The sequence below is a fragment of the Pseudoalteromonas sp. BSi20429 genome, from assembly GCF_000238895.1.
Taxonomy (GTDB): domain Bacteria; phylum Pseudomonadota; class Gammaproteobacteria; order Enterobacterales; family Alteromonadaceae; genus Pseudoalteromonas; species Pseudoalteromonas arctica.
Genome location: NZ_BADV01000071.1, coordinates 1 through 22,551 on the forward strand (window position 1 = coordinate 1; position 22,551 = coordinate 22,551).

28 protein-coding genes and 1 pseudogene are annotated in these 22,551 nt (G+C 39.5%); 18 read left to right on the forward strand and 11 right to left on the reverse strand.

The window, feature by feature from the left end; all coding sequences use genetic code 11:
• Positions 1 to 191 (forward strand): hypothetical protein (locus P20429_RS20890; protein ID WP_237715161.1); only part of this gene is annotated, 191 nt, incomplete at its 5' end.
• Positions 192 to 309: 118 nt separating this feature from the next.
• Here P20429_RS20890 and P20429_RS19750 read toward each other — a convergent pair.
• Positions 310 to 645, reverse strand: a pseudogene (locus P20429_RS19750) (DapH/DapD/GlmU-related protein); the annotation flags it as partial.
• 145 nt (positions 646 to 790) lie between these two features.
• Here P20429_RS19750 and P20429_RS06110 point away from each other — a divergent pair.
• Entirely contained in the window at positions 791 to 1,384 is a 594-nt protein-coding gene (locus P20429_RS06110; protein WP_007584915.1) for a hypothetical protein, read from the forward strand.
• A gap of 2 nt (positions 1,385 to 1,386) precedes the next feature.
• On the opposite strand, the gene P20429_RS06105 is transcribed toward P20429_RS06110, so the two are convergent.
• Positions 1,387 to 1,767 (reverse strand): hypothetical protein, encoded by a 381-nt coding sequence (locus P20429_RS06105; RefSeq protein WP_007584916.1) that lies wholly within the window; start codon positions 1,765 to 1,767, stop codon positions 1,387 to 1,389.
• A gap of 99 nt (positions 1,768 to 1,866) precedes the next feature.
• Here P20429_RS06105 and P20429_RS06100 point away from each other — a divergent pair, with 99 nt between their 5' ends.
• On the forward strand, positions 1,867 to 2,307 hold the full coding sequence (locus P20429_RS06100; protein ID WP_007584919.1) for a TerB family tellurite resistance protein: 441 nt from the start codon (positions 1,867 to 1,869) through the stop codon (positions 2,305 to 2,307).
• Between the two features lie 21 nt (positions 2,308 to 2,328).
• On the opposite strand, the gene P20429_RS06095 is transcribed toward P20429_RS06100, so the two are convergent.
• Positions 2,329 to 2,895 carry an NADPH-dependent FMN reductase gene (locus tag P20429_RS06095; protein WP_007584922.1) on the reverse strand — a complete coding sequence of 189 codons (567 nt, stop codon included), beginning with the start codon at positions 2,893 to 2,895 and terminating at the stop codon, positions 2,329 to 2,331.
• 119 nt (positions 2,896 to 3,014) lie between these two features.
• Between P20429_RS06095 and P20429_RS06090 the strand changes: the two genes are divergently transcribed.
• Positions 3,015 to 3,914 (forward strand): LysR family transcriptional regulator, encoded by a 900-nt coding sequence (locus P20429_RS06090; RefSeq protein ID WP_007584924.1) that lies wholly within the window; start codon positions 3,015 to 3,017, stop codon positions 3,912 to 3,914.
• Positions 3,915 to 3,946: 32 nt separating this feature from the next.
• Here P20429_RS06090 and norR read toward each other — a convergent pair whose 3' ends face one another.
• The gene (norR, locus tag P20429_RS06085) at positions 3,947 to 5,503 is read right to left on the reverse strand and encodes a nitric oxide reductase transcriptional regulator NorR (RefSeq protein WP_007584926.1); all 1,557 of its coding nucleotides are present in this window, start codon (positions 5,501 to 5,503) and stop codon (positions 3,947 to 3,949) included.
• A gap of 160 nt (positions 5,504 to 5,663) precedes the next feature.
• Here norR and P20429_RS06080 point away from each other — a divergent pair, with 160 nt between their 5' ends.
• From P20429_RS06080 to hmpA, 3 genes are read left to right on the forward strand one after another with little or no spacing between them, the layout of a single operon-like run.
• Positions 5,664 to 5,933, forward strand: coding sequence for a hypothetical protein (locus P20429_RS06080; RefSeq protein ID WP_007584928.1), 270 nt, complete (start codon positions 5,664 to 5,666; stop codon positions 5,931 to 5,933).
• Positions 5,933 to 7,165 carry an NnrS family protein gene (locus tag P20429_RS06075; RefSeq protein ID WP_007584929.1) on the forward strand — a complete coding sequence of 411 codons (1,233 nt, stop codon included), beginning with the start codon at positions 5,933 to 5,935 and terminating at the stop codon, positions 7,163 to 7,165. Before P20429_RS06080 ends, P20429_RS06075 begins: the two co-directional genes overlap by 1 nt.
• Positions 7,166 to 7,186: 21 nt before the next feature.
• Positions 7,187 to 8,368 (forward strand): NO-inducible flavohemoprotein, encoded by a 1,182-nt coding sequence (hmpA, locus tag P20429_RS06070; protein WP_007584930.1) that lies wholly within the window; start codon positions 7,187 to 7,189, stop codon positions 8,366 to 8,368.
• Between the two features lie 80 nt (positions 8,369 to 8,448).
• Here hmpA and P20429_RS06065 read toward each other — a convergent pair whose 3' ends face one another.
• From P20429_RS06065 to P20429_RS06060, 4 genes are all read right to left on the reverse strand, one after another.
• Positions 8,449 to 8,820, reverse strand: coding sequence for a hypothetical protein (locus P20429_RS06065; protein ID WP_002959634.1), 372 nt, complete (start codon positions 8,818 to 8,820; stop codon positions 8,449 to 8,451).
• Positions 8,820 to 10,034, reverse strand: coding sequence for a S41 family peptidase (locus P20429_RS19755; protein ID WP_007584931.1), 1,215 nt, complete (start codon positions 10,032 to 10,034; stop codon positions 8,820 to 8,822). Before P20429_RS19755 ends, P20429_RS06065 begins: the two co-directional genes overlap by 1 nt.
• Positions 10,018 to 10,425, reverse strand: a complete 408-nt coding sequence (locus P20429_RS20895; RefSeq protein WP_007584932.1) for a hypothetical protein — start codon at positions 10,423 to 10,425, stop codon at positions 10,018 to 10,020. The genes P20429_RS19755 and P20429_RS20895 overlap by 17 nt, the downstream gene beginning before the upstream one ends.
• A 99-nt stretch (positions 10,426 to 10,524) precedes the next feature.
• Positions 10,525 to 11,178, reverse strand: coding sequence for an endonuclease (locus P20429_RS06060; protein WP_033026978.1), 654 nt, complete (start codon positions 11,176 to 11,178; stop codon positions 10,525 to 10,527).
• Positions 11,179 to 11,409: 231 nt separating this feature from the next.
• On the opposite strand from P20429_RS06060, the gene P20429_RS06055 reads away from it, so the two are divergent.
• Positions 11,410 to 12,378: a DnaJ C-terminal domain-containing protein gene (locus P20429_RS06055; RefSeq protein WP_007584935.1), complete on the forward strand. Its 969-nt coding sequence runs from the start codon at positions 11,410 to 11,412 to the stop codon at positions 12,376 to 12,378.
• Positions 12,378 to 12,698: a chaperone modulator CbpM gene (locus P20429_RS06050; protein ID WP_007584937.1), complete on the forward strand. Its 321-nt coding sequence runs from the start codon at positions 12,378 to 12,380 to the stop codon at positions 12,696 to 12,698. The genes P20429_RS06055 and P20429_RS06050 overlap by 1 nt, the downstream gene beginning before the upstream one ends.
• A 75-nt stretch (positions 12,699 to 12,773) precedes the next feature.
• On the opposite strand, the gene P20429_RS06045 is transcribed toward P20429_RS06050, so the two are convergent.
• On the reverse strand, positions 12,774 to 13,499 hold the full coding sequence (locus P20429_RS06045) for a membrane protein (RefSeq protein ID WP_007584938.1): 726 nt from the start codon (positions 13,497 to 13,499) through the stop codon (positions 12,774 to 12,776).
• Between the two features lie 313 nt (positions 13,500 to 13,812).
• Between P20429_RS06045 and P20429_RS06040 the strand changes: the two genes are divergently transcribed.
• Positions 13,813 to 14,193 (forward strand): hypothetical protein, encoded by a 381-nt coding sequence (locus P20429_RS06040; RefSeq protein WP_008138697.1) that lies wholly within the window; start codon positions 13,813 to 13,815, stop codon positions 14,191 to 14,193.
• Here P20429_RS06040 and P20429_RS06035 read toward each other — a convergent pair whose 3' ends face one another.
• Positions 14,194 to 14,634 carry a PaaI family thioesterase gene (locus P20429_RS06035; protein WP_007584940.1) on the reverse strand — a complete coding sequence of 147 codons (441 nt, stop codon included), beginning with the start codon at positions 14,632 to 14,634 and terminating at the stop codon, positions 14,194 to 14,196.
• A 167-nt stretch (positions 14,635 to 14,801) separates the two neighbouring features.
• Between P20429_RS06035 and lexA the strand changes: the two genes are divergently transcribed.
• The 5 genes from lexA to P20429_RS06010 all read left to right on the forward strand — a co-directional run bounded on the left by lexA (position 14,802) and on the right by P20429_RS06010 (position 20,078).
• Positions 14,802 to 15,419 carry a transcriptional repressor LexA gene (gene lexA, locus P20429_RS06030; protein ID WP_007584941.1) on the forward strand — a complete coding sequence of 206 codons (618 nt, stop codon included), beginning with the start codon at positions 14,802 to 14,804 and terminating at the stop codon, positions 15,417 to 15,419.
• 483 nt (positions 15,420 to 15,902) lie between these two features.
• Complete coding sequence (coxB, locus tag P20429_RS06025) at positions 15,903 to 17,045, forward strand: cytochrome c oxidase subunit II (protein ID WP_007584942.1); 1,143 nt, start codon at positions 15,903 to 15,905, stop codon at positions 17,043 to 17,045.
• A complete protein-coding gene (ctaD, locus tag P20429_RS06020; protein WP_007584944.1) occupies positions 17,045 to 18,637 on the forward strand; it encodes a cytochrome c oxidase subunit I in 1,593 nt (530 codons plus the stop codon). Before coxB ends, ctaD begins: the two co-directional genes overlap by 1 nt.
• The gene (locus tag P20429_RS06015; protein ID WP_002959612.1) at positions 18,637 to 19,167 is read left to right on the forward strand and encodes a cytochrome c oxidase assembly protein; all 531 of its coding nucleotides are present in this window, start codon (positions 18,637 to 18,639) and stop codon (positions 19,165 to 19,167) included. Before ctaD ends, P20429_RS06015 begins: the two co-directional genes overlap by 1 nt.
• A gap of 35 nt (positions 19,168 to 19,202) precedes the next feature.
• Positions 19,203 to 20,078 carry a cytochrome c oxidase subunit 3 gene (locus tag P20429_RS06010; protein ID WP_007584946.1) on the forward strand — a complete coding sequence of 292 codons (876 nt, stop codon included), beginning with the start codon at positions 19,203 to 19,205 and terminating at the stop codon, positions 20,076 to 20,078.
• Here P20429_RS06010 and P20429_RS21060 read toward each other — a convergent pair.
• Complete coding sequence (locus tag P20429_RS21060; protein ID WP_076916441.1) at positions 19,981 to 20,289, reverse strand: DUF2909 family protein; 309 nt, start codon at positions 20,287 to 20,289, stop codon at positions 19,981 to 19,983. The genes P20429_RS06010 and P20429_RS21060 overlap by 98 nt on opposite strands.
• A 14-nt stretch (positions 20,290 to 20,303) precedes the next feature.
• On the opposite strand from P20429_RS21060, the gene P20429_RS06005 reads away from it, so the two are divergent.
• From P20429_RS06005 to P20429_RS05995, 3 genes are read left to right on the forward strand one after another with little or no spacing between them, the layout of a single operon-like run.
• A complete protein-coding gene (locus P20429_RS06005) occupies positions 20,304 to 21,044 on the forward strand; it encodes an SURF1 family protein (RefSeq protein ID WP_033026973.1) in 741 nt (246 codons plus the stop codon).
• Positions 21,034 to 21,528, forward strand: a complete 495-nt coding sequence (locus tag P20429_RS06000) for a hypothetical protein (RefSeq protein WP_007584950.1) — start codon at positions 21,034 to 21,036, stop codon at positions 21,526 to 21,528. Before P20429_RS06005 ends, P20429_RS06000 begins: the two co-directional genes overlap by 11 nt.
• Before the next feature lie 28 nt (positions 21,529 to 21,556).
• Positions 21,557 to 22,546 (forward strand): heme A synthase, encoded by a 990-nt coding sequence (locus tag P20429_RS05995; protein ID WP_007584952.1) that lies wholly within the window; start codon positions 21,557 to 21,559, stop codon positions 22,544 to 22,546.
• The last annotated feature ends 5 nt before the right edge of the window (positions 22,547 to 22,551 follow it).

Below are 22,551 nucleotides of genomic sequence, written 5' to 3' on the forward strand. Positions count from 1 at the left end.
GCGCAGCGACTCCCAACGTTAAAATCACAACAAAATCCCTCAATAACTCAGTCGGCCAATACAGTAGCATTTGCTACGTGACTCTCCACCGCTGTGGCCACTATGACATTCTACTGCGTAGCGTACCGACTTTATATTGTAGAGCGTCTGAATCTAATGATTCGGGCTTTTTTATGTCTACAAAAAAGTGATTCAGGTATTCCTCTATAGCGGAGCGTCTCTTAGTGAATAATTCACTTAATTTAACGAGTTAAAGTGCTCGCTGATGCGAGCGTAGCGACTCCCGACGCTAAAATCACATCGAGATAGCTACAGTGTTCTTATTTCACGAGCTGGATTACCCGCTACTGCGGTATTAGGCATTACATTTTTAGTAACGACAGCACCCGAACCCACAATACTGTTTTCACCAATACTCACACCCGCTAAAATAATTACACCTGTGCTAACCCATGCGTTATTGGCTAACGCGATAGGCGCTGCAAAATTTTCTTACTAAGCCTTTTTGCTGGATTAGTAGCATGTAACACAGCTAAAAGCTGAACTTTCGGGCCAATTAAGCAGGCATCACCAATGGTGATTAAGTAATTGGCCAGTGGCTAGTTGAGGTGTGTAATTAATATTTATAAAAGTAGGATTGTTAATGAAGGCTGAGATATTTAGTCGTTAATCGCTATTTAGTAGTTTTATCTAGTTGTCCTGTTCTCAGTTTTATATAGATACTTCTAATAAAGTACTTAAGAAAACTGTACTATTACAGGTGTTTTAAAATAACTATAACGAGAAACATATGAAATTATTAACTGCAGCAACTTTAATAGTTGCTTCATCGACAGCTTTTGCACGCCCTGCACCGCTAGTGTCTATTCCTACTCATGATGCCTTTTTTAATAGTATTGCAGCGCATTGCGGTAAAGCTTTTGAAGGTGAAGTAGCGGTAGATAACGCGAAAGGGCCAAGCTCATTTACAGATAAAAAGCTGGTTATGCATGTACGTAAATGTAGCGAGACTGAGTTACAAGTGCCGTTTCATGTAGGAGACGATGCATCACGTACGTGGATCATAACTAAAACGGGTAGTGGCTTGAGTTTAAAGCACGATCATCGTCATAAAGATGGAATAGACGACGCATCAACTATGTATGGTGGCCATACGCTTGATGCAGGGTTCGCGCAAATGCAGTCGTTTCCAGCAGACCAATACTCTAAAGAGTTATTCGTGAAAGAAGGCATTGCACAGTCTGTAGGTAATACATGGCAAATGTATATTTACCCAGAAGTATTTACTTATCGATTAATTCGCCAAGGACGTGAGTTTAAGGTGGATTTTGATTTAACTAAACCGATTACTCCACCATCAGCACCTTGGGGTTATAAAGACTAAGGTTACTTACCCTTGTTTGCATCTTCTTTAGTTTCGCATTGTAGTAAAACACTTAAATCTGGTTGGTAAGCACGTGGTTTTGTTGGAAAGCGTTCGTACTCTTGCACGCCTTCAAGTATTTTCAACATAAAGGTATTGCCGCGGCATAGACGGTCCGCATGGCGTAATAAAAATACACTTTGATTGGTAAAGTGTTTGTAATCGTCTGACTGGATTTCTATTTTATAGTTGTCTTCGCCAATTTTGGTTTGGTAGTAATGCACTTTGTTGTCAAAGTCGTATAGCTTCTCTGTTTCGGCTTTTTCAGCAAGTGCAGTATTTGCACTTGAAAGGGCCACCAGTGTAGCGCCTATAAATAAGCGTGGTGCGTTTATTCCTTTCATAAAATGTATCCTTTAATTTGCGAACTTTATACCCATTAATAAGAGTAATAAGGTCGATTTCTTTACGTATTAGTCTAACACCCAAAAAGGGAAAGTGTGATGTTCAAACAAATAAAACAACTTTTTGCTGTATTCGATGAACAGCAGCCAAGTATGCAAGAGCACGATTTAAAAACAGCTGTTGCTGCATTATTAATTGAAGTTATGCGTGCAGATACCAAGCTTGAACATGATGAACAACGAACCCTGACTGTAACCTTAAAAAAGTATTTTAATTTAACAGATATTGAGGTTAATGAGCTTACTAATAACGCGGCAAGCAGCTTAGATGATTCGATAGATTACTTTCAGTTTTCAAAACAGATTAATGAGCATTGCAGCGCGGCGCAGCGAATAGAAATAATAGAATTATTATGGCGCTTAGCGTATGCCGATGGAGAAATAGATCCCCAAGAAGACTACGTAATACGTAAAGTAGCAGGGCTTTTATATGTAACGCATACCGATTTTATCGCCGCAAAACTCGCGGCGACAAAGTAATTAGTTATTTAGGCGTGCAAGTTACCTTAACTTACTTGCAACGCTTACTAACTGATGAGCAAGCGCCGATACTCGCTCTGCAGTAACAGGTTCATTAATTTGCCCATTTTCATCAAACAATGTGTGTACAGCGGGTACTGCAAGTTGATCGGCAAGCACTAACGATCCAATACCACTTAGTATATCACGTACATGATTTAAACCGCGTAACCCACCAAGTCCACCTGGTGATGCTGAAAACAGCGCCACTACTTTATTGCGAAAAGCAGGAACAGCACCTTGCTCTGTGCGCGATGCCCAATCAATCGCATTTTTAAGTGCTGCAGTTATAGATCCGTTGTACTCTGGGCTTGCTAGTAAAATACCGTCAGCTGCACGTAGTTTGTCTTTTAAAAGCTGTACATCGCTTGGTGTACCTTGCGCTTCAATATCTTCGTTAAATAGTGGGATGTTTAATTCGTTTAGTTTTATTACTTCTACTTCAGCACCTGTTTGTAGAGCAAAACGTGCTGCCTCATTAATAATTTTTTGATTAAAGCTTTCTTGTCGAAGACTTCCTGCTAGGGCGATAATTTTTGGTGCTGACATGCTAGTGACCTTTTAGTGTTTAAACTTACAACGCTAATGTAGCAAAATTTTGCTTGTAGAAAACCCCAATAAACGCAACACTTGTGTGCGTAAATGCACATAAGTATAAGGTAATCAGAATGGCGATAAAATTTGAAGATTGGCAAGACGTTAAAGTAGCGTTTGAAGTAGCACGATTAGGCACGTTAACGGCGGCAGCAGAAGAGCTTAATGTGCACCACAGCACAGTACTTAGGCGAATTAATAATCTTGAAAAAAACTTAAATGCACGCCTTTTTCATCGCCATGCTCGTGGTTACAAGGTTACTGAAATTGGCACCAAGTTATTTGAAACAGCACAAACTATCCATAGCTCCTTAGAGCAGTTACATAACGATATAGCAGCAGCCGATAGCACCCTTAGAGGGAGTTTATTGCTAACGACGGTAAGTGGCTTTATGGATGTACTTGGTGATGTATGTGAGCAATTTCAGGCATTACATCCGCAAGTGCAGTTAGAAGTTATTTTAGAACAAAAAAGGTTAAGGCTCGATCACGGACAAGCACATATTGCAGTGCGTGCAGGCCCAAGGCCTGATGAAGGCGATTATATTGCTCAGCATTTAGCGCAGTTATCATCGGGTTTATACGCTAATAAACGTTACATTAATAAGTACGGGATGCCTAAATTATTAAGTGATTTACAACAACATAATTTTGTATCGGGTGTGGCGGGTTTTAATGCCCGCGTGCCTTATTTTGCATGGGCTGATGAACATATTCCTGCATCGCAAATTAAGCTGCGAGTATCTGAAACCGCAGAAGCGACTCGTGCAATAATTAAAGGGCTAGGCATTGGCGGATTACAGCATGACGTAGCGGCGCAATATTCTGATTTAGTACCTATATTACACAGTGAGTTAAGCTGGCCTACCGATGTATGGTTAGTCACGCATCACCTAGTACATCGCACTGCTAAAGTACAAGCTTTTGCAGGGTTGTTAAAAACACATTTTAGTAAGTTAGCTGCTAATCAATAGTTTTAGCAGCATTTTAGCTGTGTTTTAAATGATTATAGTGTTTTTTTTATTTCTATCCCTAGGCGTTTAGCCAAGCGTACTAAGTTAGCTCTATCTAATTCAAGTACTCTTGCTGCTGCTGACCAGTTGTAGTTATGCTTCTTTAATTGCTCGGTAATTACGTTGTATTGCAACGATTCTACAGCTTGCTTTAAAGGTTGGTTAATTAAGGTGTTGGTTGTACTTTGGCTTGCTACTAGAGAGCTTTGCGGCGCGCTTGGTGTTAAATCACAGTGCTCGCTTGTAATGGTTATTATTGGATTTTGCCATTGGCTTTGTTTTGCTTTTAAGGCGCTGCGGCTAATGACATGTTCAAGCTCGCGAACGTTACCTGGCCAGTTGTACTGATTAAGCAGTACTTGTGCTTCAGGGCTTAGTTTTAATTGTTTTATCCCTAATTTACGGGCTGTTTGCTCAATAAAATAACCAGCTAAGAGTGTTATGTCGTGCTCGCGTTTACTAAGTGGTGGCACAGTAATAGGGTAGACACTGAGGCGATGGTATAAATCGGCTCTAAAGCGACCTTGAGCTACTTCTTCCTTTAAATTTCTGTTGGTTGCGGCAACTACACGTACATCTACGTACTTTGGCGTGTCTTCTCCTACCGTTTGTATTTCGCCACTTTGTAGCACTCGTAATAGTTTACTTTGCATGGCAAGGGGTAGTTCGCCAATTTCATCTAAAAATAACGTGCCGCCATCAGCTAATTGAAATTTACCTTGGCGCGAGTTTTGTGCGCCTGTAAAAGCCCCTTTCGCATGACCAAAAAATTCACTTTCAGCAAGATTTTCAGGAAGTGATGCACAATTTAAGTGAATAAGCGGTTGATCTTTTCGAGCTGAATTTAAGTGAATATTACGCGCTACAAGCTCTTTCCCTACTCCTGTTTCACCTAATATAAGCACACTAAAGTTAGATGCTGCAACGAGTTTAATTTCGTTTTTAAGTGTTTGCATTAGCGGACTTTGACCAATAATTTCACCGCCGTCCCGTGTTAACGCTTCACGATTTAGTTCTTGCACTAATGCACTTGAGTGCTGTGCATGCTGTTTGTAATGGGCAAGCTCTAAAGCTGTTTTAAAATGCGCACTACACAGCGTTTGTAAGGTATTGAGTGTATCAGCGCTTATGCTGTTAAATGCATTGGCGTTAAGGCTATCAAACGTAAGTACGCCAAGTAGCGCGTTTTTATCATAAAGAGGTAAACCTAAACATGCATGTACCGGTATGTCGCCGGTTTTAGCTAATAGCAATCCGTCGTATGGATCGGGTAGTGGGCAGTCGTGCGCAAATTGCAGCGCGAGTGTGCTTTTGCAAATAGCTTCTAGGCGAGGGTGTTCTACTATTTTAAATCGTCTGCCAAGGCTGTCGGACATTAACCCTTTAATTGCCAGTGGTTTTAATTGCTCGCCCTGAAGCACTAATAACGCACTTGCATCACTAGGAATCACCCGCTCAACCGTTGCTAGTAATTGATCAAAGCTATGCTCGTGTAGTGTACTTTGAGCAAGCTCTAGAGCAACTTGTGTAAGGTTGAATTGCTGATTCATGTCAAAATGACCTGCTTGTGTTTTTATGAGTTAATTTATAGTAGGTCATAAAGACTCATACTGTAAAGTGGTTTAATTTAACTTATTGAATTTAATTAATTAAATTTGTTGGCACAGTATGTGTAATAGCTAAGTAACGTAGTTAGTTACAGAGATCGCCATGAACACACTAATGCTGAATAATTTAAATAATCAAACACAGTTTAGTTCACTATACGAAACAGTATTATTTGCTGCCAATACTGCATTAGCTGTGAGTTTAGTGTGTATTACGGCAAGTATTTTAATTAGCTACCCGTTTGCTGAGTACTTTTCCATGGCGGTGCAAGTATCAGCTCATATTGGGACTATTGTTATTGCTGCTATTTTAAAAGTAAGTTACGTACTGCGCTGTGTTGCACAACATGGTTTAGGGCAGGAGGTACGATAATGCGCCCTATAAACTTAACTGAGCCAATGCCAGCACGCGTTGCTATTCATCAAGTATCTCAATGGCCATTATGGATGCTCGCTTTTAGACCTTTCTTTTTAGGCGGTGGCTTATTGGCATTTTTGTCGGTGGGGTATTGGCTACTTATTTTAACAGGCCATGCAAGTTGGCACTCATCGATACCTGCAACATTATGGCACGCGCACGAAATGCTGTTTGGCTTTGCAGGAGTTGTAGCTGTTGGCTTTTTACTTACCGCTGCACAAACATGGACAGGCGTACCGAGCATAAGTGGGAAAGCCCTTATGTGGCTTACGTTTATATGGCTTGCAGCGCGCTTAGCCTTTTTTGTGATATTGCCTGATATTGCTCATTTTAATTTATATGCTGCACTTACATTACAAGTTATTTGGTGGCTAGGCGCCATAGCAGTACTGGCTAATATGTTATTAAAAGCCAATAGCAAAAGTAACTATCCGTTTTTAGCTATTTTAGCTGTGCTTTGTGGGCTCAATGTATTGTATTTAATACTTGTTTTAAAACAAAACATGCAGCTTGCACTTGGTGTGGTTGATACCGCAGTACTGGTAATTACTTTACTAGTTGGCATTGTTGCGGGTCGCGTTCTACCATTTTTTACCGCTAAAGGTCTAGGTTTAACCGCACAAGTTCGCACTCCTAAAATAGATAAAGCGGTGATGTATTTATCTATTTTGGCTATCACTTTATTTTTCATCAACAAGTTGTTTTTGAACACGATTAATCCTGCGTTAGTTGTTGCAACTGTTGCTGCGCTTCACCTGCTTAGGGCTGGTTTTTGGTGGGATAGCAAGGTATTGAGAGTGCCGTTGTTATGGTCTTTACATTTTTCCTACTTAGCGTTAGGCGTAGGGTTAATGATGGTTGCATTTAGCTTTTATAGCAGTGCAATACAATTTAAAGATGCGCTGCATTTAATCACTATTGGCACAATAGGTATGATGATTTTAGCAATGATGACGCGTGTATCACATGGTCATACAGGGCGGACACTCGCTATTCCTCATTACATGGCTGTTGCTTTTGCGTTTTTGCTTGTGGCCGCTATTACTCGTTCATTACTCCCTTTTATTATTGGGCCTCACCTTGCTTGGCAAATAAGTGCTTTGCTGTGGTTAGTGGCTTTTTCATTATTTTTAATTCACTGCACACCTATATTAACGCGGCGTCGTGTTGATGGGCGCCGTGGTTAGTTTACCCATAGGAAAACACATATGTTATCTGATAAAACCATTGAGATCGTAAAAAGTACTGTTCCATTATTAGCCGAGGCGGGTACGGTTGTTACCGATCATTTTTATAAGCGTTTATTTAGCCATAATCCTGAGCTTAAAAATATTTTTAATATGGTAAACCAAGATACAGGTCGTCAGCAATTTGCACTTTTTAATGCGTTGGCTGCGTATGCACAAAACATTGATAATTTAGCTGTATTAAAAGAAGCACTAACGCGTATTAACCATAAACATACCAGCTTAAATATTTTGCCTGAGCATTACCCTATTGTAGGTGCACACTTAATTGGTACGCTTAAAGAGCTTCTTCCTGAGCAATTTACTCCCGATGTTGAATACGCTTGGCGCGAAGCTTACGGCGTACTTGCTGACATTTGTATAACTGAAGAAGCTGCTTTGTATGAGCACAGTAAAAATAAACACGGTGGTTGGGCGGGAACTCGCCAATTTGAAATAACCAACAAACAGGCTGAATCAGAACTAGTAACGAGCTTTACACTTACGCCAGTTGATGGCGAAGCTGTTATTACACATAAACCAGGGCAGTATTTAGGTATTAAAGTTAAGCCGGAGGGCGCTGAATATGAAGAAATTCGCCAATATTCTATTTCGCAAAAAAGTAACGCTAAAAACTACCGTATTAGTGTTAAAAAAGAGCTACAGCCAAAGCCTGGCATGGTGTCTAATTATTTACACTCATTAGAGCAAGGCACTATTGTTGAGTTATACCCGCCGGCAGGAGACTTCTTTTTACGTAATAATACAAGTCCAGCGGTACTCATTTCAGCAGGTGTTGGGCAAACGCCAATGCTAGCAATGCTCGAAACGTTATTAAGCGATAACTCTAATCAAAATATTATGTATTTACATGCCTGCGAAAATACTCAGCAGCATTCGTTTTCAAAATATTTAAATGAGTTAAATGCAGTTTATAACCGTTTACAAACAATGACGTGGTTTAACCAAGCGACAGAGGGCGCTGACTTTACTGGGTTAATGAACTTAAACGCAGTACAAGCACAGCTACCATTGAGTAATGGTGACTTTTACTTATGTGGTCCTGCCGGTTTTATGGCATTTATAAAAAACCAGTTACTTGAATTAGGTGTTAAAAATGAGCAGATTCATTATGAAGTGTTTGGTCCGCATCAAGACTTGTAATAACGGTTTAAAATAGAAAAAGGCGCGCAGCGATATGCTGCGCGCCTTTTTTATTAATTTATAAACATTAATAAAGTGCCTTATAACTCTTTACAGGTAACACCTTCAAGTACTGTAGTAAGCTCTTTTTTAGGATAGTAAAGCTCGCATTGGTTATTACGTAGTTGCAAAATAAACTTCTCAGATTTTATATTATGCGCGCCCATAATTACTCTGCCATCAGACCCTTTACTCATTGCATGATCAATTAGCAGTTCGCTACGTTTAGTAAATACCGAATCGGCAAGTGTTACTAATGTGCCTCCCTTAGCTTGTTGAATTGCCTGTTGTAGTGTTGTAATAACGCTGGGATTAACGCTCGTTAATATAGCGGGTTTAGCAGGCTCACTATCTACACTTTGGCATCCGCCTAAAGCGAGCAAGGTGGCTAATGGGAGTAATAATTTAGCCATTACCTTTCCTCACCCAGCGTTGGCCAAGTTAAGTCCATATTACGCTGGGTAAATTGTACCGGCATATTTAAAGGAATGAGAGATTCACGAGAGCTTGAAAAATTAGCTGGTTCTGCTTTTGCAGCAGCCGTTCTAACTGGACAACTGCCATTTTCAACATGAAATAATGCGGTGGCTAAAACGGCCTCGTCACTGTCGCCTAACTGATGATCAAAGTCGTCCTCAATTTCACAACCTTGAACATCAGCATCAAATTGTGGAGTAGGGGTTGGTGTAAAACCCGCAGCGTATTCGCCAAATTCTTTGCTATTTACGCCACTAAACTGAATAGTGTAATAGGTTGTTGCGCAGTTATGAGTTGGGGTAAAGCCATAGGGCTTACCGCAGGTTGTGTCGCCAATTAAAATAACTTCTGCGTCTATACCTTTTAAACCATTAATAAAAGCTTCTGATGCCGAACAGGTGCCTGATGTGCTTAATACATAAACCTTTGATAGGTTTAAATCAGGTAGGTTTTCACCTGTGCTAAAAAAAGTAGAGTAATCTATTTCTTCATCAATAAATGGGAAGGGCGAATCAACGGGTTGTTTATCGTTTTGTTGAGTTTGATAATAAAAGCGGTTGTTAACGTTGGCGTTACCGGCAACCATATAAGCCAATTGTGCCGACAGTGCTAATAAACCACCACCGTTATATCTAAAGTCGATTACAAGCTCATCAATACCATCGGTTTTAAACTTATTTACCGCATCAATAAGCCCTTCTTGGGCAATGCTTATATGGCTATTAAATTGCATGTAACCCACGCTTGAACCATTTGCAGTTGTAATCGTTTTAACATTTTGAACAGGTGTTTGTTCAATATTGCCAGCGGTTACATTAAATGTTTTTTCGGCGCCATCGTTACTGCGTACAACAATAGTATGTGAGTCGCCGTTAGTAGGACTAAATAAACCTTCGTTAAGCATATCTACACCCGACTCTGTATTGGTATTAATGCTAACACCGTCAACTGAAAGTACGGTATCACCACGTTGAAAGCCTATTTGGCTTGCCGGCGAATCATCTTCAAGATAAGCAACGCGTAAAATACGATCGGCTGTATCGCCAATAAACGCCCAATTTATACCGTAACCAGAAGTAACGCCCGATTGCGCTTCTTGAAAGTAATCTTCAGTAGGTTCTGAAAAATGAAAGTTATCTTTTTTTTGCACCTGAGTCGGTAAGCTGCTCTGTTTTTAATTGAGCGAAGTAATCGGCTACTGTTGTAAAGCTTTCAGGGTCGTTATCGGCAATCTCATCATACCAAAGGTATGTTTCGTCGCTCCAAGAGCGAAGCCAAAGCTTTTCATAAAGGGCAGAACCCGCTTGATCTGGGTAGGGGTTGTTGTTATTAAAGGGATCGTTACCCGTACGAGGGGTTTCGCAAAAGTTTTTTAAATCGTTAGAGGGCTCAAATACCGCCGCTGTCCATGTTGGGCTGCTACTAACAGGTGTTGTAACTACAGGAGCAGAGTCGATACCGCCTCCGCCGCCACAACCCGTTAAAGCAAAGCCCGAAAGTGCTGCAAAAATGGCAAGCGAGGTTTTATTATTTTTAAACATAGTTAAGGACTTTCTGTAAATAAGTTGTTTAAAATATTACAACACTCGCTCGTTTATTCAACATTTATAACTTTGATTTATGTAAATGAGTGTTAAAGCTTAGAGCTTGCTCGCACTACTTGTATCTGCAAATGCTTGCTTTTTCCACGCATTAAATAACTTTTGCTGTTTATCAGAGATTTTTAAACCGTATGTTTTTTGCATGTAAGCGTAAGTGTCGGCTATACGTTTACGTGCATAGACAGGCGGTTCAACTACACGTTGCTTAAAGTTTACTTTTACTTCGCAACGACCATACTGTGAGGCGTTTTCGCTAAGCATACCAAAACGATAATTAGAGCGATCGGCATTAATTTCGCCAATAGCTGGCGCTAAGTTATTTATATCAGCTTCCATTTTTCTAAATTTAGCACTTACTTTACGGCAGTTTTTACGTCCGCCATCTTGCCAACATTGTAGCTGATGACCAAATTCCCACGCCGGAACAATATGTTCCCACTCAATGCGTAGTGCTCGCACATTTACTTTGCCTGAGCGGGTAAGTGTATTTCGAGGAATGTAACCACAGTTAGAAGGATCAGGAATGAGTTTTTTGCCTTCTTTTTTAATATCACAACCGCAGTAAATACTTTTGGCGTTGTCAGGGAGGGTTTTAATTAAATGTCTTTTAGCCGTTGAAAAACGGGTAAATTGTTCGGCTGATACCGAAACGCACACACAACAAGCCAGTAAGGCCAGAATAAATCGAGTCATATCCATCACAAATGTGAACTACAGGAACAGGCAGTTTAAAGCCTTGAAGATAAAAGATAAAGTTAACTTAAGGCCTGCACTTATATTACTAAAAAGTGTCCGATTAATTTTTTATTCAAAGTTATTTTCACTATTCATTTATTTCTTACTATTTATCGTATTTTAACCACACAAGATTATACGTTAAGGAGTATGCTTAAAGCTTACTCAATATGGGGATTTGGATTGCAAATGAAATTTGTTGATTATTATGCAGTGCTTGGAATATCGCCTGATGCAGACGATAAAGCGGTTAAAGTAGCTTATAAAAAGTTAGCCAGAAAATATCACCCAGATGTAAGCAAAGAGCCTCAAGCAGAAGATAAGTTTAAAGAAATAGCAGAAGCTTACGAAGTCATTCATAACAAAGAAGAACGCACTAAATACGACGAGTTACGTCGTCATCAACAAAATCGTGCTCGTCAACAGCAAGGTAATTATGGTGGTAACAATGCCTCATCGCAAAGTAATTATCAGCAAAGCGATCCTCAAACCGATCAAGAGTTTTCTGATTTTGTTAATTCAATGTTTGGCGGCGCCGGTGGATTCAATCGTTCCGGGCAGAGCAGAAGTAACGCCGCTCGCGCGCAAAAAGGACAAGATGTGGAAATAGAGTTCCCGATTTTTCTTGAAGAGACTTTAGTTGATACCGTTAAGCCTGTTGAGTTTATGTTACCGCAGCGAGATAGTAGTGGTCGTGTCTCTGAAATTAAAAAATCACTTAAAGTGAAAATTCCCGCAGGCTCAGTAAATGGCGAACGAATTCGACTAAAAGGGCAAGGCGGATTAGGGTCAGCGAACGGGCAAAATGGCGACTTGTACTTACAAATTAGTTTAGTGCCCCACCCATTATTTGATGTTGAAGGTCATAACCTAAATATAGTCGTCCCTCTTGCACCATGGGAAGCGGCTCTTGGTACAAAAATAAATTTACCTACGTTGGCAGGCAAAATCCAATTAACTATTCCATCTAATAGTCAGTCTGGTCAACGCTTGCGTATTAAAGGTAAGGGATTAATGAGTAAAAAAGCCAAAGGTGATTTATTTGCTGTGCTTAAAATTGTTAATCCAACATCTGTTGATGATACCAGTAAAAAACTTTGGGAAGAATTAGCCGAAAAAGCTCACTTTGATCCCCGTAATAACTGGAGCAAGCCATAATGCAAATTATCGTGACACAAAAAGATGATTTACTTACTAGCAAAGAGCTATGTTTGAGTAGTGATATTAGCGAAGCAATTTTATATGAGCTAGTTGAGCACAATATTGCGGTTCCAATTGAGGGGAAGCATGTTACGCAGTGGCAATTTACGGTATCTGCAGTGACCTTAGTTAAAAAAGCGGCCCGTATTCAACATGACTTTTCGTTAGATTGGTCGGCAATAGCTTTAGTTTTACAATTGCTGGATGAGCGTGATGAGTTGATTTTCGAAAACGAAATGTTAAAGCGACATTTGAGTCGATTTAAACACTTGGAATAAAATCTGCCCTTGGGTACTTCCTAGGGCTTATTTACTCTTTGGTGAAAGTGCGCTAGTTCTTAAAAACCAATATGACTACTTTGATTTATTCTTACTTTTAATTCGGATAAATCGTTTTAGTCGTATGTTTTGCATAAGTAGTAATATTCCACTTAGGCAAAAAAGTACGCTGGTTGCTGCAAAACTAATAAGCAGCGGATTATTAAAATCCTCTCGCTCATCGTAATCCATAATATGTAACATCCAAAAAAAGTCGAAAATTCGCCATAGTGTGCTGCGAACGGTGACAACTCTGCCGTTATTTTCTGACAAATACAGTGTTGTGTTAAATGTGTCGTCAAATTGTACCTGCCAAACATTGGTTTTATATCCAACTTCTCGCATACCTTGCTTTAGCAGTACAGCGCTTGTCACTTGAGCATCAATAAGTAAGTGTGCTTTAGCATTTGCGGTAATTTGTATTTTAGTTGGCGGCTCAAAAGGCCGGCCTGTTATACCGTTAAAGCTTTGCTGTTCATCTTTATTTATTACTGTAATTATAGGTGTGGTTAAAAAGTTCTCAAAAATTATTTGTGTTGGATTAACCACCTGAGATGCAATATCGTCAAGGGAGGCAACATAATCAGCCTGCGTAAATGGGTTATTAAGAGTACGTGTTGCAAGATGCTCCCCATGAACTTTATCAAGAGGAATAGCGCTCATGACTAAACCGCCTAATAGCCAAGCTAAAATTTGTAATGTGAGCAAATAACCGAGCCATTTATGTAACTTGCGAGCATACTTAAATATTTTTTTATTCATGTTTTAGTCTTATTATTTTTAGAGGCTAGTTTATTACATTAATGGGATTAGTTACTGCGACATTTTGTCGCAGTTTAAACTATAGCTTACTGTAATCATTTAAAAATAAAAAAGATTACACTTAAATTGCTAACATGACTTATTTGTTTAATTGAGCTGAGTGTTTGATATCCAGCTAGCTTTAAACGCTAAAAAATACTTAAAAGCTGCGAAATATCTATATAAAGTGGTTAATAGAGCATAGTTGATTTGGTATAACGGTAAAACTGCGTTAAAGTTTGCAATGAAATTATTAGAGGATAAATACGAAACGATGTCGGAAATTCAATTTTTAAATGTAGATCTTGAGCTTGAATCAAAGCAAGATATTAGTTTGCTAGTGGCAGACTTGAAAAAAGTCGCGACGATTTTACATTATGACAAAGACGAATACCGTCAATTAGCGCGTATTGAAGCAACAGGTGTAGTAAACACGCCTGACAAAGCAATAAACCATATATGTGAGCTTATTGAATCGTGTTCGCGTAACGCGCTAAAGCAATGGTTAAGCTGTTCACGTAGAACGTTTGATATTGGTTTTGAATCAGGCACTTCCCCTAAGTGCTTTAATCAAGCCTTAGATGCAGATACATTACTACGTATATCTGCGATTGGTGCGGGTATGGAAATTACAATTTACCCAATCGAAAAGTAACTACCTTCGCTCTACGACTGCTGCGGTCATTTTTGATACGCAGCACAGCTCATTGCGGCTATTTGTAATTTTTATTTCCCACACTGAACTACGTTTGCCAATATGAAACGCTCTTGCCGTTGCTGTTAAAGTGCCGTTGCGAGATGCTTTTAAATGACTTGCGCTAATTTCCTGCCCCACGCAGTAAAATTTTGTAAAATCGACAACAAAGTTAGCTGCATAGCTGGCAACTGTTTCGGCAAGTACAACGTTAGCACCGCCGTGAACCATTCCCATTGGGTTATGATGCTCAGGAATTGCCGGCATAGTGGCTACTAAGTAATCATCACCAATTTCAGTGACTTCTATTCCCATGGTTTTCATTAATGTTCCTTGGCCATCAATGCCTTGTTCTAACTGCTTGCACAGCTCTAAAGTGATGGGCTGGTACCAAATACTCATAATGACTCCTTTGCTTTTTTAATCATTTATAAACCTAGCTTTAGTTATATCCCTAAAATGTACACAAGTGAAATTACTTTGGCTATTTTAAGGCTTAATTTAAATTTGCGATTTTTATTTAACTGTATATACTCACAGTTAAATGTACTGTATGGAAAACCAGTTGTATGCGACCATTAACGAACCGCCAAGCTCAAATACTCGAACTAATTAAAGTTTTTATTAAAGACACTGGTATGCCTCCTACACGTGCTGAAATAGCGCAAACATTAGGTTTTAAAAGTGCCAATGCTGCTGAAGAACATTTAAAAGCACTTGCTAAAAAAGGCGCAATTAAAATGAAACCAGGTGCAAGCCGTGGTATTCAGTTAATTGAAGAAGAAGAGCCAGAACAATTAGGTTTACCGCTTATAGGGCGTGTTGCTGCTGGTTCACCTATTTTGGCGCAAGAGCACGTTGAAAGTCACTGCAAAATCGATCCATTAATGTTTAAACCGGCTGCAGATTTTTTACTACGCGTTAACGGTATGAGCATGAAAGATATTGGTATTATGGATGGTGATTTACTTGCTGTACATCGTACTCAAACCGCTGAAAACGGGCAAGTTGTTGTTGCCCGCCTAGACGAAGACGTAACTGTAAAACGTCTTGAGAAAGCGGGTCGTAAAGTATTACTTCATGCTGAAAACGACGATTTTGAATCTATTGAAGTAGATCTTGAGAATGAGTCTTTTAATATTGAAGGCTTAGCCGTTGGCGTTATAAGAAACGCTGATTGGATGTGACTTTAAAAATAGCTTTTAAACAAGCAGTTTTATAAATGCGTACTAATTAGTACGCATTTTCTGCTTTAAATTCGCACTAAAAATAGGGCATAAATAGCTCACTGACAATTTAAGCTGTAAACTTTTTTGCACTTATATTTTCCCCCTCCGAATGCGTTAAACCCCTTTGTTTTGCTCATCTTTTGAACTTCCTGTTACCTAGTTGGTTACTGATTTTTTATTAATTACTCAATATCACCTGGTTGTTTTTTATACTAAAACTTGCTTGTTGTTCATTTTTTAGCTAATTATTAATGTGCTGAGCTAATAATAACTCACAGCTTTTTAGTTTTGAGAACACACAATATACACAAACACGTTGTTGGCGCAGCAAAACCAATCAATATTAAATGAGATTGACTAAAAAAATAAAAATAACGAATTGGCGTTTAAGCCGTATGCCTCTTCGCTTTGCATTCGCAATAGCATCAAAGGAGCCGTCACATGGGTAAACTGACCTCTACCTTGTGGCTTATATTATGTGTTTTTTCGCACCCAGTTTTGGCTAACAGCCAATACAATATGCGCAAAGGCGTAACCGATATAAGCAATAATGTATATCAGCTGCACATGACCATATTTATAATATGTTGTGTGATTGGGGTGATAGTGTTCGCAATTATGTTTTGGGCACTTATTCATCACCGTAAATCTAAAGGGGCTGTACCTGCCCAATTTCACGAAAGCACTAAAGTAGAAATACTTTGGACTGCAATCCCGTTTGTTATTTTAATTGCTATGGCAGTACCAGCCACTAAAACTCTAATTGCAATGGAAGATGCCAGCAAAGCTGATCTCACTATTAAAATTACAGGCTCGCAATGGAAATGGCATTATGAATATATGGGTGAAGATGTAGAGTTCTACTCTATTTTATCTACCCCGCAAGATGAAATAGCGAATCTTGCAGATAAAAATCCTAACTACTTACTTGAGGTTGATAAACCTCTCGTACTGCCAATAAATCAAAAAGTACGATTTTTAATGACTTCTGACGATGTTATTCACTCTTGGTGGGTACCTGATTTTGCAGTTAAAAAAGATGCGAATCCCGGCTTTATAAACGAAACATGGACGAACATAAACGAAGAAGGTACTTACCGAGGCCAATGTGCTGAGTTGTGTGGTAAAGATCATGGCTTTATGCCCGTTGTGGTGGTCGCTAAATCTGAGGCTGATTTTAAAACGTGGCTTGCAGATGCAAAGCAAGCTAAACAAAAAGCAGTATTAGCAGATGCCGCATTACTTGATAAAACCCTCCCGAAAGAAGAATTAATGACTTTAGGCGAACAAGTATATATGGCCAATTGTGCTGCATGTCATCAGCCTACTGGCATGGGGTTACCGGGTGTATTTCCTGCACTTAAAGGCAGCCCGATAGTGCTTGGCGATATAAAAGATCACATTGATGTAGTTACCCATGGGCGACCCGGTACGGCAATGCAAGCATTTGCCAAACAGTTATCTATAAAGCAATTAGCAGCGGTTATTACTTATAAACGTAATGCGTGGGGTAATGATACGGGTGATGTTATTCAACCGAGTCAAATACAGGCAGCACTTGATGCCAAAGTGGAGGCGAACTAATGAGTAGCATAGTAGAACAACCTAACGCCAATGAAGCTCATCATGCTCATCACCCAGCTAAAGGTTTTAAACGCTGGCTTTACACAACTAATCATAAAGATATAGGTAGTTTATATTTAATTTTTTCGCTGACCATGTTCTTAATTGGTGGTGGAATGGCCATGGTGATCAGAGCTGAATTATTTCAACCAGGTTTACAGTTGGTCGATCCTCACTTTTTTAATCAAATGACCACCGTGCATGGTTTAATTATGGTGTTTGGTGCGGTTATGCCGGCCTTTACAGGCCTTGCTAACTGGATGATACCACTCATGATTGGCGCGCCAGATATGGCATTGCCAAGAATGAATAACTGGAGCTTTTGGATTTTACCGTTTGCGTTTTTAATCCTATTGGCATCGTTATTTATGCCTGGTGGGGGTCCTGCATTTGGTTGGACTTTTTATGCACCACTGTCTACAACATACAGTAATGATAATACTGCATTGTTTGTATTTGCCGTACATATTATGGGGATTAGCTCAATAATGGGCGCAATCAATGTGATTGTAACCATAGTGAACTTACGTGCCCCTGGCATGACATGGATGAAGTTGCCCTTATTTGTATGGACGTGGTTAATTACTGCCTTTTTATTAATAGCGGTAATGCCAGTGCTTGCAGGCGCTGTCACTATGGTACTTACCGATAAGTATTTTGCGACCAGCTTTTTTGATGCCGCAGGCGGTGGCGACCCGGTGATGTTCCAACACATTTTTTGGTTTTTTGGCCATCCCGAAGTATACATAATGATTCTTCCTGCCTTTGGCATTATATCTACAATAGTACCTACCTTTTCTCGTAAAAAACTTTTTGGCTATGCCTCAATGGTATACGCCACATCCTCCATAGCACTATTGAGCTTTATTGTATGGGCTCATCATATGTTTACCACTGGGATGCCGGTCGCTGGCGAGTTGTTTTTTATGTACGCGACCATGCTTATATCGGTACCTACAGGAGTAAAAGTATTTAATTGGGTTGCCACAATGTGGAAAGGCTCAATAACTTTTGAAGTGCCAATGCTTTTTAGTATTGCGTTTATTGTGCTGTTTACCTTAGGTGGCTTTTCGGGGTTGATGCTGGCAATTACACCTGCTGACTTTCAGTACCACGATACTTATTTTGTAGTGGCGCATTTTCATTATGTATTAGTAACAGGGGCTGTATTTTCGATAATGGCGGGGGCCTATTACTGGCTGCCCAAGTGGACGGGCAATATGTTTAATATCACGCTAGCTAAATGGCATTTTTGGCTATCGCTGGTGAGTGTGAACGTACTGTTTTTTCCTATGCATTTTGTAGGGCTTGCCGGTATGCCGCGTCGAATTCCCGATTATGCACTTCAATTTGCCGACTTTAACGCAATCATAAGTATTGGTGGATTTGCCTTTGGTTTATCGCAATTGTTGTTTGTAGCTGTGGTAATTAAATGCGCGCGTGGCGGTGATAAAGTGCCTGCAAAAGTATGGGAAGGGGCAGAAGGGCTTGAGTGGGAAGTTGACTCTCCAGCGCCATATCATACTTTTTCTACGCCGCCGGTAATTAAGTAATGACACACGCACCGCTACTCAAACGTTTGGTACTTATTTGCATAGGCATGTTTGCCTTTGCCTTTGCTTTAGTACCTTTGTATGACGTGTTTTGTGATGTAACAGGGCTTAATGGAAAACCTTCGCTTGAGCAGGCAGAGCAAAGTACACAAATAGTACAAAACCGAGAAGTCGGCGTTAGCTTTACTACTCACGCACAAAGTGGTGCACCGTTTGAAGTTAAATCAAAAGAATACAGTGTAGTGGTAAAACCCGGTGCAATGCGTGAAGTAATGTTTAGTGCTAAAAATAACAGCAACCTAGATAAAGTAATGCAGGCTGTACCATCAGTCTCGCCAGGTAAAGCGGCAAAGTATTTACACAAAATAGCCTGTTTTTGCTTTGATCAGCAACCTCTAAAAGCAGGGGAAGAACTTGAATTTAAATTACTTTTTTATGTTGATACCGCATTGCCAAGCGATATTGAAGAATTAACTTTATCTTATACCGTATTTGATATTAGTGAACAGCTGGTGGCAAGTAATAACTAGCTTTTTAAACTAGTGTGAAACTAGGAGTAAATAGAATGAATCAAGAATATGAGCATTATTATGTACCTGAGCATAGCCCATGGCCTATTGTAGGTGCTGTTGCATTGTTTTTTATTGCAGTAGGGGCAGGCTTGACTGTTATGAGTGTAGGTAAAGAAGGTGGTAGCGGGGTTTATCTGCTTTATGCCGGTATTGTTGTACTTGTTTATATGTTGTTTAGCTGGTTTAAAAATGTAATTAGTGAATCGGACCAAGGTTTGTACTCAGCACAAATGGATCGCTCTTTTAGACAAGGTATGAGCTGGTTTATTTTTTCTGAAGTTATGTTTTTTATGGCCTTTTTTGGTGCGCTTTTTTATGCACGGGTATTGTCGGTACCTTGGCTTGGAGGCGCAGGCAATAATGCAATGACTAACGAGGTTTTATGGCCTACTTTTGAAGCCGTTTGGCCGCTAGTTTCAACACCTGCTGGCGAAACTACTCAAGCTATGGGCTGGCAAGGCTTACCGCTTATAAATACCTTAATACTGCTTACTTCCTCAGTTACTTTACATTTTGCCCATGTAGCGATGGAAAACAATAAACGCACTCCACTTAAAGTTTTTTTAGGCGCTACTATTTTGTTGGGTGTTTGCTTTTTAGGGCTGCAAGTTGAGGAGTACATGCATGCATATAATGACCTTAATCTAACGCTAGATGCGGGTATTTACGGTAATACGTTCTTTTTATTGACTGGTTTTCATGGCATGCATGTAACGCTAGGAACGGTACTTTTATTTGTAATATTTTTACGGATATTAAAAGGGCACTTTACTAAAGATAAGCATTTTGCTTTTCAAGCAGCTGCTTGGTATTGGCACTTTGTTGATGTGGTGTGGCTGTGTTTGTTTGTATTTGTATATGTGCTGTAGCGTTTATTGGCGAATTATTTGCTTTAATAAAACCAAGTTTAAGCGCTGCAATAACAACAACTAAAACAACGACCGAAAACAATACGCGACGACCTAAAAAGTGAGACATAGGTCGTCCCCCAGTTTTCCCTGACACCATAATAAACAATGCTCTAAATAAGTTAAAAAGTATAAATATTAACAACAGTACGATAATAATTTTAATAATCACTGAGTTGACCCTTTATGCAGTTAGTTTTATGGCACAAACAAAAGCTTAGTTCACTAATCACACTTTGTATGGTTGTGGTTGTTGTACTTGTGTGTGTGCGACTAGGATTTTGGCAGTTGGAGCGGGGTGAGCAAAAACAGCAGCAACTAACCGCTATTGCTAAGCAACATACTCGTGGTGTGATGAGCTGGTCTCAATTACTTAACCTGCCTGATAGCTGGAACAAAACAGGTGTATTGGTTGAGTTAAAAGGGCGGTTTGTACAAAGCCAATATTGGCTTTTAGATAATCAAGTTTATAACGGGCAAGTAGGGTACGATTTACTTGCTTTACTAAAGCCAGACAGCGAAGAAAAAGTGATTTTAGTTAATTTAGGATGGGTAAAAGCGCCTATATCTAGAGATACACTGCCAAAGGTTACTCTGCCTACAGGTGTTTTTATTCTTAAAGCGCAAATAAAAGAAAATAACTTAAGTAGCTTTACGCTTGAAGATAAAACTACAAATAATGACTTACCTACAAGAATCCAATCTATCGACTTGAATATGCTGAGCACTCAAAGCCAGCAATCATTAATTAATTTTATGGCTTACAGACAAGGTAATGGTGATGAGATTGCAACACCTCATTATGAGGCAGTTGTTATGAGCCCTCAAAAGCATAATGCCTACGCTGTGCAATGGTTTTTAATTGCTGTTGCATGTGCTGTTGTGGCTATTTTTGCGAGCAAAAAAAGGACACTTAATGAAAAATAATCCCCTTGTGTTGTTTGTGGGCTGCTGCGCTATCCCATTAATTTTGGCATATGGCGCATTAAAGTTTGATTGGTTGCCTACTGCAATTACTAATAATGGCGAGTTTTTAAGCCAAGAAATAAAACTTAAAAATTGGCCGCAAAATAATCCCAAGCAATGGACTATCGCACTTAATTATTCAAACGAATGTAACACCCCATGCAGCGAACAACTCAATGCACTTAATAATTTATATGTGGCACTTGGTAAAAACCAAGGCAAGGTTGATATGGCTGTAATGGGAAGTCCCGACAATAAAAACCTACCATGGAAAATTATTACCGAGCAACAGAGTTTAAATCCTGCAAGTTTGTATTTAATTGATCATATGGGGTTAGTGGTACTTGAATATCCCTTTAAGGTCGAGCCACAAGAAAACCGTTTAGTACAAAAAGGGTTATTAAAAGATCTAAAAAAATTACTTAACTATTCTCGTTCTAGCTAACTAAGTTGAGCTTAAGTTGGAGTATCTGATGTATAAAAATTATAAAAACTTAGTATTAATAACAGGATTACTCGCTTTAATTGTAGTTGCTTTAGGTGCGTACACCCGCTTAAGTGATGCAGGTTTAGGGTGCCCCGATTGGCCTGGTTGTTATGGCTTTTTAACGGTACCTAAGCATGAGGCTGACATAGCCTTAGCAACTCAAAGCTACCCCGATATGATGTTCGAAACCGCAAAAGCGTGGAAAGAAATGATTCATCGCTACTTTGCAGGTGCTTTAGGCTTACTTATTTTAGGTTTATTTGTGTTGGCTTTTTTAAAACGCCAATATCCAACTACGCCAGTTAAATTGCCTTTGGCTTTACTTCTACTAGTGGTGTTTCAGGCTGCTCTTGGTATGTGGACAGTAACCATGAACCTTCAGCCGCTTATTGTAATGGGCCACTTATTAGGTGGCTTTAGTATTTTGTCACTTATAACGCTTTTATATTTACGGCTAACCGCAAAACCTATTATGGGTGGCGATAGCGGCGCAAAACGCTATTTCGGTTTAAGTTTAGTAGCGCTCAGTGTATTAATTATCCAAATTGCACTTGGTGGTTGGCTGGCTGCAAATTACGCCGCTCCACATTGTAGTGGTTTGCCATTGTGTAATTACGCACAACCGTTTTCATTGAGTAGCGTATTTCAATTACCACTTGAGCACAGTAATTATGAGTTTGGTGTGTTATCGCAGCAAGCGCGTATGTCTATTCATTTATTACATCGCATTTGGGCACTCGTTACTTGCATTGTTCTGGCGTTAATTATGTGGAAAATATACAGCCAAGCGTACTCTAAAAAAATTAAAAATTGCGTTGTGAGTGTATTACTTGTTCTGCTTTGCCAAATTAGCTTAGGGCTTATTTTAGTACATTGGCATATTCCGTTGGGAGTTGCACTGGCGCATAACTTGATGGCAGCCATACTGTTATTAAGCATGGTTAGGTTGTGTTATTACCTAAAATCACGCACATAAAGGGG

Bases quoted from the DNA above. Each gene is read 5' to 3' on its own strand.
- P20429_RS06110 (WP_007584915.1), top strand. From the start codon at position 791: ATGAAATTATTAACTGCAGCAACTTTAATAGTTGCTTCATCGACAGCT.
- P20429_RS06105 (WP_007584916.1), bottom strand. From the start codon at position 1,767: ATGAAAGGAATAAACGCACCACGCTTATTTATAGGCGCTACACTGGTG.
- P20429_RS06100 (WP_007584919.1), top strand. From the start codon at position 1,867: ATGTTCAAACAAATAAAACAACTTTTTGCTGTATTCGATGAACAGCAG.
- P20429_RS06095 (WP_007584922.1), bottom strand. From the start codon at position 2,895: ATGTCAGCACCAAAAATTATCGCCCTAGCAGGAAGTCTTCGACAAGAA.
- P20429_RS06090 (WP_007584924.1), top strand. From the start codon at position 3,015: ATGGCGATAAAATTTGAAGATTGGCAAGACGTTAAAGTAGCGTTTGAA.
- norR (WP_007584926.1), bottom strand. From the start codon at position 5,503: ATGAATCAGCAATTCAACCTTACACAAGTTGCTCTAGAGCTTGCTCAA.
- P20429_RS06080 (WP_007584928.1), top strand. From the start codon at position 5,664: ATGAACACACTAATGCTGAATAATTTAAATAATCAAACACAGTTTAGT.
- P20429_RS06075 (WP_007584929.1), top strand. From the start codon at position 5,933: ATGCGCCCTATAAACTTAACTGAGCCAATGCCAGCACGCGTTGCTATT.
- hmpA (WP_007584930.1), top strand. From the start codon at position 7,187: ATGTTATCTGATAAAACCATTGAGATCGTAAAAAGTACTGTTCCATTA.
- P20429_RS06065 (WP_002959634.1), bottom strand. From the start codon at position 8,820: ATGGCTAAATTATTACTCCCATTAGCCACCTTGCTCGCTTTAGGCGGA.
- P20429_RS20895 (WP_007584932.1), bottom strand. From the start codon at position 10,425: ATGTTTAAAAATAATAAAACCTCGCTTGCCATTTTTGCAGCACTTTCG.
- P20429_RS06060 (WP_033026978.1), bottom strand. From the start codon at position 11,178: ATGACTCGATTTATTCTGGCCTTACTGGCTTGTTGTGTGTGCGTTTCG.
- P20429_RS06055 (WP_007584935.1), top strand. From the start codon at position 11,410: ATGAAATTTGTTGATTATTATGCAGTGCTTGGAATATCGCCTGATGCA.
- P20429_RS06050 (WP_007584937.1), top strand. From the start codon at position 12,378: ATGCAAATTATCGTGACACAAAAAGATGATTTACTTACTAGCAAAGAG.
- P20429_RS06045 (WP_007584938.1), bottom strand. From the start codon at position 13,499: ATGAATAAAAAAATATTTAAGTATGCTCGCAAGTTACATAAATGGCTC.
- P20429_RS06040 (WP_008138697.1), top strand. From the start codon at position 13,813: ATGTCGGAAATTCAATTTTTAAATGTAGATCTTGAGCTTGAATCAAAG.
- P20429_RS06035 (WP_007584940.1), bottom strand. From the start codon at position 14,634: ATGAGTATTTGGTACCAGCCCATCACTTTAGAGCTGTGCAAGCAGTTA.
- lexA (WP_007584941.1), top strand. From the start codon at position 14,802: ATGCGACCATTAACGAACCGCCAAGCTCAAATACTCGAACTAATTAAA.
- coxB (WP_007584942.1), top strand. From the start codon at position 15,903: ATGGGTAAACTGACCTCTACCTTGTGGCTTATATTATGTGTTTTTTCG.
- ctaD (WP_007584944.1), top strand. From the start codon at position 17,045: ATGAGTAGCATAGTAGAACAACCTAACGCCAATGAAGCTCATCATGCT.
- P20429_RS06015 (WP_002959612.1), top strand. From the start codon at position 18,637: ATGACACACGCACCGCTACTCAAACGTTTGGTACTTATTTGCATAGGC.
- P20429_RS06010 (WP_007584946.1), top strand. From the start codon at position 19,203: ATGAATCAAGAATATGAGCATTATTATGTACCTGAGCATAGCCCATGG.
- P20429_RS06005 (WP_033026973.1), top strand. From the start codon at position 20,304: ATGCAGTTAGTTTTATGGCACAAACAAAAGCTTAGTTCACTAATCACA.
- P20429_RS06000 (WP_007584950.1), top strand. From the start codon at position 21,034: ATGAAAAATAATCCCCTTGTGTTGTTTGTGGGCTGCTGCGCTATCCCA.
- P20429_RS05995 (WP_007584952.1), top strand. From the start codon at position 21,557: ATGTATAAAAATTATAAAAACTTAGTATTAATAACAGGATTACTCGCT.